The organism is Pseudomonas edaphica, from assembly GCF_005863185.1.
Classification (GTDB): Bacteria; Pseudomonadota; Gammaproteobacteria; order Pseudomonadales; family Pseudomonadaceae; genus Aquipseudomonas; species Aquipseudomonas edaphica.
In genome coordinates, this window is record NZ_VBVZ01000388.1 from 1 (window position 1) to 6,000 (window position 6,000).

4 protein-coding genes and 2 pseudogenes are annotated in these 6,000 nt (G+C 61.8%); all 6 read right to left on the reverse strand.

Translation table 11 applies throughout. The features are described 5' to 3' along the window. Window positions 1–310: pseudogene (locus tag FEM54_RS22200) on the reverse strand (glycosyl transferase family 1); the annotation flags it as partial. Then, window positions 310–2,289: pseudogene (locus FEM54_RS22205) on the reverse strand (GumC family protein). The pseudogenes FEM54_RS22200 and FEM54_RS22205, both read right to left, overlap by 1 nt. A 70-nt stretch (window positions 2,290–2,359) precedes the next feature. Next, complete coding sequence (locus FEM54_RS22210; protein ID WP_017135334.1) at window positions 2,360–3,187, reverse strand: polysaccharide biosynthesis/export family protein; 828 nt, start codon at window positions 3,185–3,187, stop codon at window positions 2,360–2,362. Window positions 3,188–3,193: 6 nt separating this feature from the next. Further along, the gene (locus tag FEM54_RS22215) at window positions 3,194–4,105 is read right to left on the reverse strand and encodes a glycosyltransferase family 2 protein (RefSeq protein ID WP_017135333.1); all 912 of its coding nucleotides are present in this window, start codon (window positions 4,103–4,105) and stop codon (window positions 3,194–3,196) included. Continuing rightward, window positions 4,105–5,565: a mannose-1-phosphate guanylyltransferase/mannose-6-phosphate isomerase gene (locus tag FEM54_RS22220; protein WP_138453039.1), complete on the reverse strand. Its 1,461-nt coding sequence runs from the start codon at window positions 5,563–5,565 to the stop codon at window positions 4,105–4,107. The genes FEM54_RS22215 and FEM54_RS22220 overlap by 1 nt, the downstream gene beginning before the upstream one ends. Beyond that, window positions 5,565–6,000: sugar transferase (locus tag FEM54_RS22225; RefSeq protein ID WP_171045884.1), on the reverse strand; the 436-nt coding region annotated here is incomplete at its 5' end. The genes FEM54_RS22225 and FEM54_RS22220, both read right to left, overlap by 1 nt.

A 6,000-nucleotide genomic window follows, 5' to 3' on the forward strand; every position in this document is an offset into this window, starting at 1 on the left:
CCCGGCGCCAGATCAAGCGCTCCGGGTCATGCACCGTAGCGGTCAACGGCAGTTGTGGTTGTGCCCGACGCAGGTAGTCAAGCGCCTGGAACTCACCGAAGCGCCCACCTCCCAGTTCGGCATGGACCAGATCCACACCGTGCCAGTCAAAGGCTTGCAAGCGCCGCAACTGTTCAGCCAGGTCCTGGCAACCCGCGAGGGGGGTCACCACTTCAAGGCCCAGTTCGATCAACGCGTTGCGCAAATGCGCGGCGTAATCGGCGATCCCGGTCTGCTCCGGCGGCAGAGGTGCCAGCAATGCAATACGCATCAGGCCGCACCGCGCCAGCTGTTGATCCGCGCCAGGACCTTGGCCGGTACTTCGAAGCGGCGGCGGTTGAGGATCATGCCGTCGACTTTGCCGAACGCGGTGGTCAGCAGCGACACCGCGTTTTCGATGGTCGGTACGGTACTGGTGCGGGCTTCGATCACCAGCACGATCTGGTCGGCACGGCGCAGCGTCAGGAAGGCCTGCGGGTTGGATGACAAGGCCGAGGCATCCAGCAACAGCACTTCACCCGCCGTGGGCGCGTTCGCCCCGTCGACCGAGACGCGATGGCCACGTTCTTCCAGCAGGCGCTTGAGCTGCTCGATGATAAACGTCACACCCTCGCCATGCCGCGCCGAGGTCAGGCCCAGGGCAAAGCCTTCACTGGCGATGCGCTCCAGGGGCAGCAGGCTGTACAAGCGATAGAGGCTGGCGGTGACGGCGGCCGGCGTGGCGTCTTGCACGTCGGGGATGCTGCTCCACAACGGCACCTGGAACATCTCCTGCAAGCGTGTGCCATCGTGGATGCGTTGGTCCAGCAGGTACAGCACATAAATGGTCAAGAAGCCCACGGCCACGCCGGCGGGAATGGCGAACAACAGAATCAGCAGGCTTTTGGGAAACACACGTGACGGGTTCAGGGTGGCGTGTTCGATCAGGGCGATGTTGCTGATCTGGCTGTTGTCCAGTTCATGATCGATTCGCGCCTGTTCAAGGTTGTCCGAGTACAACGCGTAGCTTTTTTCGGCGGCGCGCAGTTGTTGGCTCAGCTTGTTGAGTTCCGGCTCATCGGTCATCGCCTTGTCACGCTGATCGCGCAGCTCGGCAAGGGTTTTGTCGTAGTTCTCGATTTCGCCGGCCAGTTTGCGCTCTTGTAATTGGGCGTCGATCACTTGCTGCTTGATGTTGATCACCAGGCTGTTGGGCGCGGTGTTTTGCGAGCGTTCCAGGCGCGTGGCTTCCTGAGCGCTGAGGGCTTCGATGTCGCGGATATTCTGCTCGATCTGATTGACCTGCGGCGTGCCCGGCAGGTAGGTGCGCAACAGGCGTGCGCGTTCCACTTGCAGCGCATTGAGCTGGCGCTTGAGGTCCAGTTGGGTGGGGTTGAGGCTGGTTTCGCGCATCGTCACCACGTCTGCCGGCTGGCTCTTGATCTGCTGGCTGGCGTTGGCCAGGAGGCTGCGAATGCCCGAGATCTGGTTTTGTGCGCTGACCTTGGCGTCGGTGACACGGTCGATCTGGCTGGTGAGGTTCTTCAGGCGCGCATCGACACTGATCGAATCGATCTACTTCAAACGGACTTGCAGTTGGTCCTTCAGGCTCTGGATATTTTCCGCCACCTTGGCGCGTTCGGTTTCATAGAAGGTATGCAGGCTCTTGCGCCCGAGAATCCGCGCACGTTCCTCAAGGTAGGCGTTGACCCATTCTTCGACGACTTTTTGCGCCACCGCCGGGTCGTCCCAGGTGAAGGAAATCTCGATCACCGAAGAGCCTGGCTCGTGACCGGCTTTGAAGTTCTTCTCCAGCGAGGTCGCCAGGCGCTCCAGCGGGCTTTGTTTCTCGGCAAGGCCTACGAACTGCAGCACGCTGCGCACGCCGTTGACGACTTCGCCAACGCCCTTCTTGACGTAGAACTTGGTGACGTTCCAGAAGCCCTGCGGCGGCTCGGAGGTCATCGCCATATAGCGCTCGGCAACGATATGCACGATGGGCCGGCCCGTGAGCATTTTTTCTTCGTCGACAATCGGGTCGTGCTGGGTGCTCGGGGCAATCAGCGTCTGGCGGTTGGCGGCTTCGATCGGCAAGGTGGTGTTGTCCCGCCCCGGCTTGACCAGCAAGCGCGCGTCGGACTCGTAGCGAGCCGGCAGCAGGAAGGCACCCAGCACCGCGACGACGATCGTGGTGATCACTGCCAGTTTGAATTCGCGGCGGTAGATGAAAAACAGCCGCAGCAGGTCGCGAAGAGAGCGGATTTCGATCACAGGATCACTCCATTGCATATGGGGTTTACGAAAAACGGGAACGCTTGGTTCGAGTGATACGACGCCCGCTTCATAATCCTTGGCCTGTGTTGATGGTTGGGTTGTTGTAGATGGTGTTGCCGCTGTTTTTCACGTCGCTCTTGTTCAGGTCGTAATTCAAGCCAATGCCAATCCCCTTGTTGATCGGAAACAGCTTGGTGAAGTACATATCCACGGCCTCCACCGTCGCGCCGATGCCCGACTGCGGCACGAAGATCAAATCGCCGCGCTGCAACGCCACCCGCGGGTGATTGGGGTTGGTCAACATGCTTTCCAGGCTGATGAAGTACGTCCTGTACTTGCCATCTGGCCCGGTGCGCAGCAAGGCCACGTTGGAGGCATCCGCCGAGGGCAATACACCACCGGAACTGAGCAGCGCCTGCTCGACGCTGACGTTGCCGGCCAAGTCGAAAAACGCCGGGTTGGACACCGCTCCGCCGATAAACACCTTGTTGCTCGGCGCGCTGGCGATGTTCACCGTCACCGCCGGTTCGCGGTAGATGCGCTTGTACTTCTCGGTGATTTCCTTGCCCAGGTCTTCGGGCGTGCGCAAGGCGGCCTTGACCCGGCCAATATTGGGCACCGAGATCACGCCGTCGGGGCGCACGACGAATACGGTCATGTCATCGGCCGCCGCCGGCTCCTGGGCATCGCGCACGATCCGCAGCGAGTCGCCGGTCTGGATCAGCACCTGCGGCGGTGGCAGGTCGGCCAGGGTCAGCGCCGCTTGATGGCCGGCCTTGAGCGTATTGTTGTCAGGAAGCGGCACCCGCGCGGGGGTCGAACAGCCCGCCAGCCAGATTGAGGCACTCAAGAGGCTGAGCAGGGTAAGACGGGAACGTCGGTTGGTAGTCTTCATGACGGCTCAAGTCCAGTAGGTGGAAAACATGCCCAGGCGCCGTTTAAGCGCGTTGGGCAAGTGGCGTTCAAGGTGGCCGAGGCGATAACCCAGCAATTTAAAGGCGCTGCGCACCACCACTTCCGGCGCGCGGTGCAGCGCGTTGGCCTCGCGCAATGCGCGCAGTTCGGCCAGCACATAACGTTTACCTTCGCCGCCGGCGTCGCCGAACGCCTGGCGAATCCACGCCTCGCGGCCGTAGAACACACCGATATCGAAGTAGCGCTTGAACTCGTCCAGCAAGCGGTAATCATGGGAGTGATACACCTGCGCGCTGGCGGCGTAGCGCACCTGGTAGCCGGCCAGCAACATGCGTGCGGCGACGTAGGCGTCTTCGCTGCCAATCACATCCTGGGGGAAACCACCCACCGCCTGCAGGGCGCTGCGCCGGTACACCGAAAACGAGTCGGAGCTGAAGCAGGTCTTGATCCCTAGCTGCGGTGCATCGGCCAGGCTTTTGCTGCGGCTGGCCGCCGGGTAATTGAAGTGCCGCGACTGTGCCCCCAGCACCCCTGCACCGGGGTGCGGCAGTTGCCGGCCGTAGGCCACGCCATTGAGCGGCTCCCGTTGCAATTCGGCGATCAGGTTGGTGAAGGTCTCGGCCGTGGCGGGGATCGCGTCCTGGGTCATGACGATCAAAGCGTCGCCGCCCACCTGTTCACTGGCCCAGCGCCGTGTGCCGCCGTGGTTGAAGTCACGGGCATCAATCACCTCCACACGCGCGCCAAACTCGCGAAAGCGCGCCACGGTGTCATCGCTCGATGCGCTGTCGACCACCAGCATCTCGTCCGGTTGCAAGGTCTGCATGCGCAGCGCTGGCAGCAGGCGGTCCAGATGGCTGGCCGCGTTGCGGGTGGGGATGATCAGGGACGTGCGCATCAGGGTTTCACTTCCACCGGAGCGCGGCCGTAGATGTCGTCATAACGCACGATGTCGTCTTCGCCCAGGTACTCACCGCTCTGTACCTCGATCATCACCAGGTCGATGATGCCGGGGTTGGTCAGGCGGTGTTTGTGGCCGGCGGGAATGTAGGTGGACTCGTTCATGTTGAGCAGGATCTCGCGCTCGCCATTGGTGATCATCGCTGCGCCGCTGACCACTACCCAATGCTCGCTGCGGTGATGGTGCATTTGCAGGGACAGCGAGCCTTTGGGCTTGACCACAATGCGCTTGATTTTGAAGCGCGTGCTTTCTTCCAGCACCGTGTAGGTGCCCCACGGGCGGGTGACCGTGCGATGCAGGCTGAACGCCGGGTGATTCTGGCGCTTGAGTTCGGCGACGATATAGCGCACGTCCTGGCTGCGGTGGGCGTCGGCGATCAACAGTGCGTCCGGGGTGTCGACGATGATCAGGTCGCGCACGCCCACTGCACCGAGTACCCGCTTGGGCGAGTCGATGTAGCAGTTATGCACGTCGTGCAGGATCGCCTCGCCATTGATCTGGTTGCCATTGTCATCACTGGGGGTGAGTTGGCGCAGCGCTTCCCAGGAGCCGATATCGCTCCAGCCAATGTTGCAGGGCACGACCGCGACCTTTGCGGATTTTTCCATCAGGGCCACGTCGATGGAGATGTCCGGCGCGGTACTGAAACCTTCCGGGCTCAGTTCACGCTGGCGACTGCTGCTGTTCTGCAGGCTCTGGCTGTGCTCGAGTGCGGCCTTGGCAGCCTCCAGGACTGCCGGGGCGTGGCTGGCCAATTCTTCCAACAGGCTGGCAGCCTTGAAGCAGAACATGCCGGCATTCCACAGGTGCTTGCCGCCGTCCAAATAGCCTTGGGCGGTGGCCAGGTCGGGCTTCTCGACAAAGCGCCGGACCTGAAACCCGGCCCCTAACGCTGCGCCTTGTTCGATATAGCCAAAGCCGGTTTCGGCACGGTCAGGCTGAATGCCGAAGGTCACCAGGTAACCGGCCTCGGCCAGTGCGCGGGCTTTTTCTACCGCTTGGGCGAAGGCCGCTTCATCAAGGATCAGGTGGTCGGCGGGCATCACCAGTAACTGCGCTTCAGCGTCGAAATGCTCCTGCACATGCAAGGCGGCCACGGCGATGGCGGCGGCGGTGTTACGTCCAAACGGCTCCAGCAGCAGCTCGAGGGCCAATCGCTGGGTGTTCACCGCGCGGTAGTCGTCGAGGGTGCGAAACAGCAGGTCGCGGTTGGTTACCGTCAGGATGCTCTCCACCCCTGGCAAGTGGCTGGCGCGCAGGAAGGTCTTTTGCAGCAGGCTCTGGTCGTCGCGCATGCGCATGAAGGGTTTGGGCATGTTCTGCCGCGAAACCGGCCACAGCCGCGTGCCCGAACCACCGGAGATGATGCACGGGATCAATCCGTTAAGAGGGTTCATCAATAGACTTCCTTGGTGGAAAGGACGGCCGGAACCGTCATGAAAACGATGTACAGATCCAGCCACACCGACCATTTGGCGATGTATTCCAGGTCGTATTCGACTCGCTTCTGGATTTTGAACAGGGTGTCGGTCTCGCCACGGTAGCCATTGATCTGTGCCCAGCCGGTGATGCCTGGCTTGACCCGGTGGCGTGAGCTGTATTCGCTGACCGCTTGCTCAAACGGAACCCCGGCGGCCTTGGTGGCCGTGGCGTGAGGGCGCGGGCCGACCATCGACATATTGCCCAGCAGCACGTTGAACAGTTGTGGCAGCTCATCGATGCTGGTCTTGCGAATGATCCTGCCTACCCGGGTGATGCGCGGGTCCTGGCGTGTGGTCTGGTTCTCGGCGTTCAGGTCGGTCTGTTCGACGTACATCGAGCGGAACTTGAAC

Coding starts and splice junctions, on each gene's coding strand:
- FEM54_RS22220 (WP_138453039.1), bottom strand. CDS start 5,565: ATGAACCCTCTTAACGGATTGATCCCGTGCATCATCTCCGGTGGTTCG.
- FEM54_RS22215 (WP_017135333.1), bottom strand. CDS start 4,105: ATGCGCACGTCCCTGATCATCCCCACCCGCAACGCGGCCAGCCATCTG.
- FEM54_RS22210 (WP_017135334.1), bottom strand. CDS start 3,187: ATGAAGACTACCAACCGACGTTCCCGTCTTACCCTGCTCAGCCTCTTG.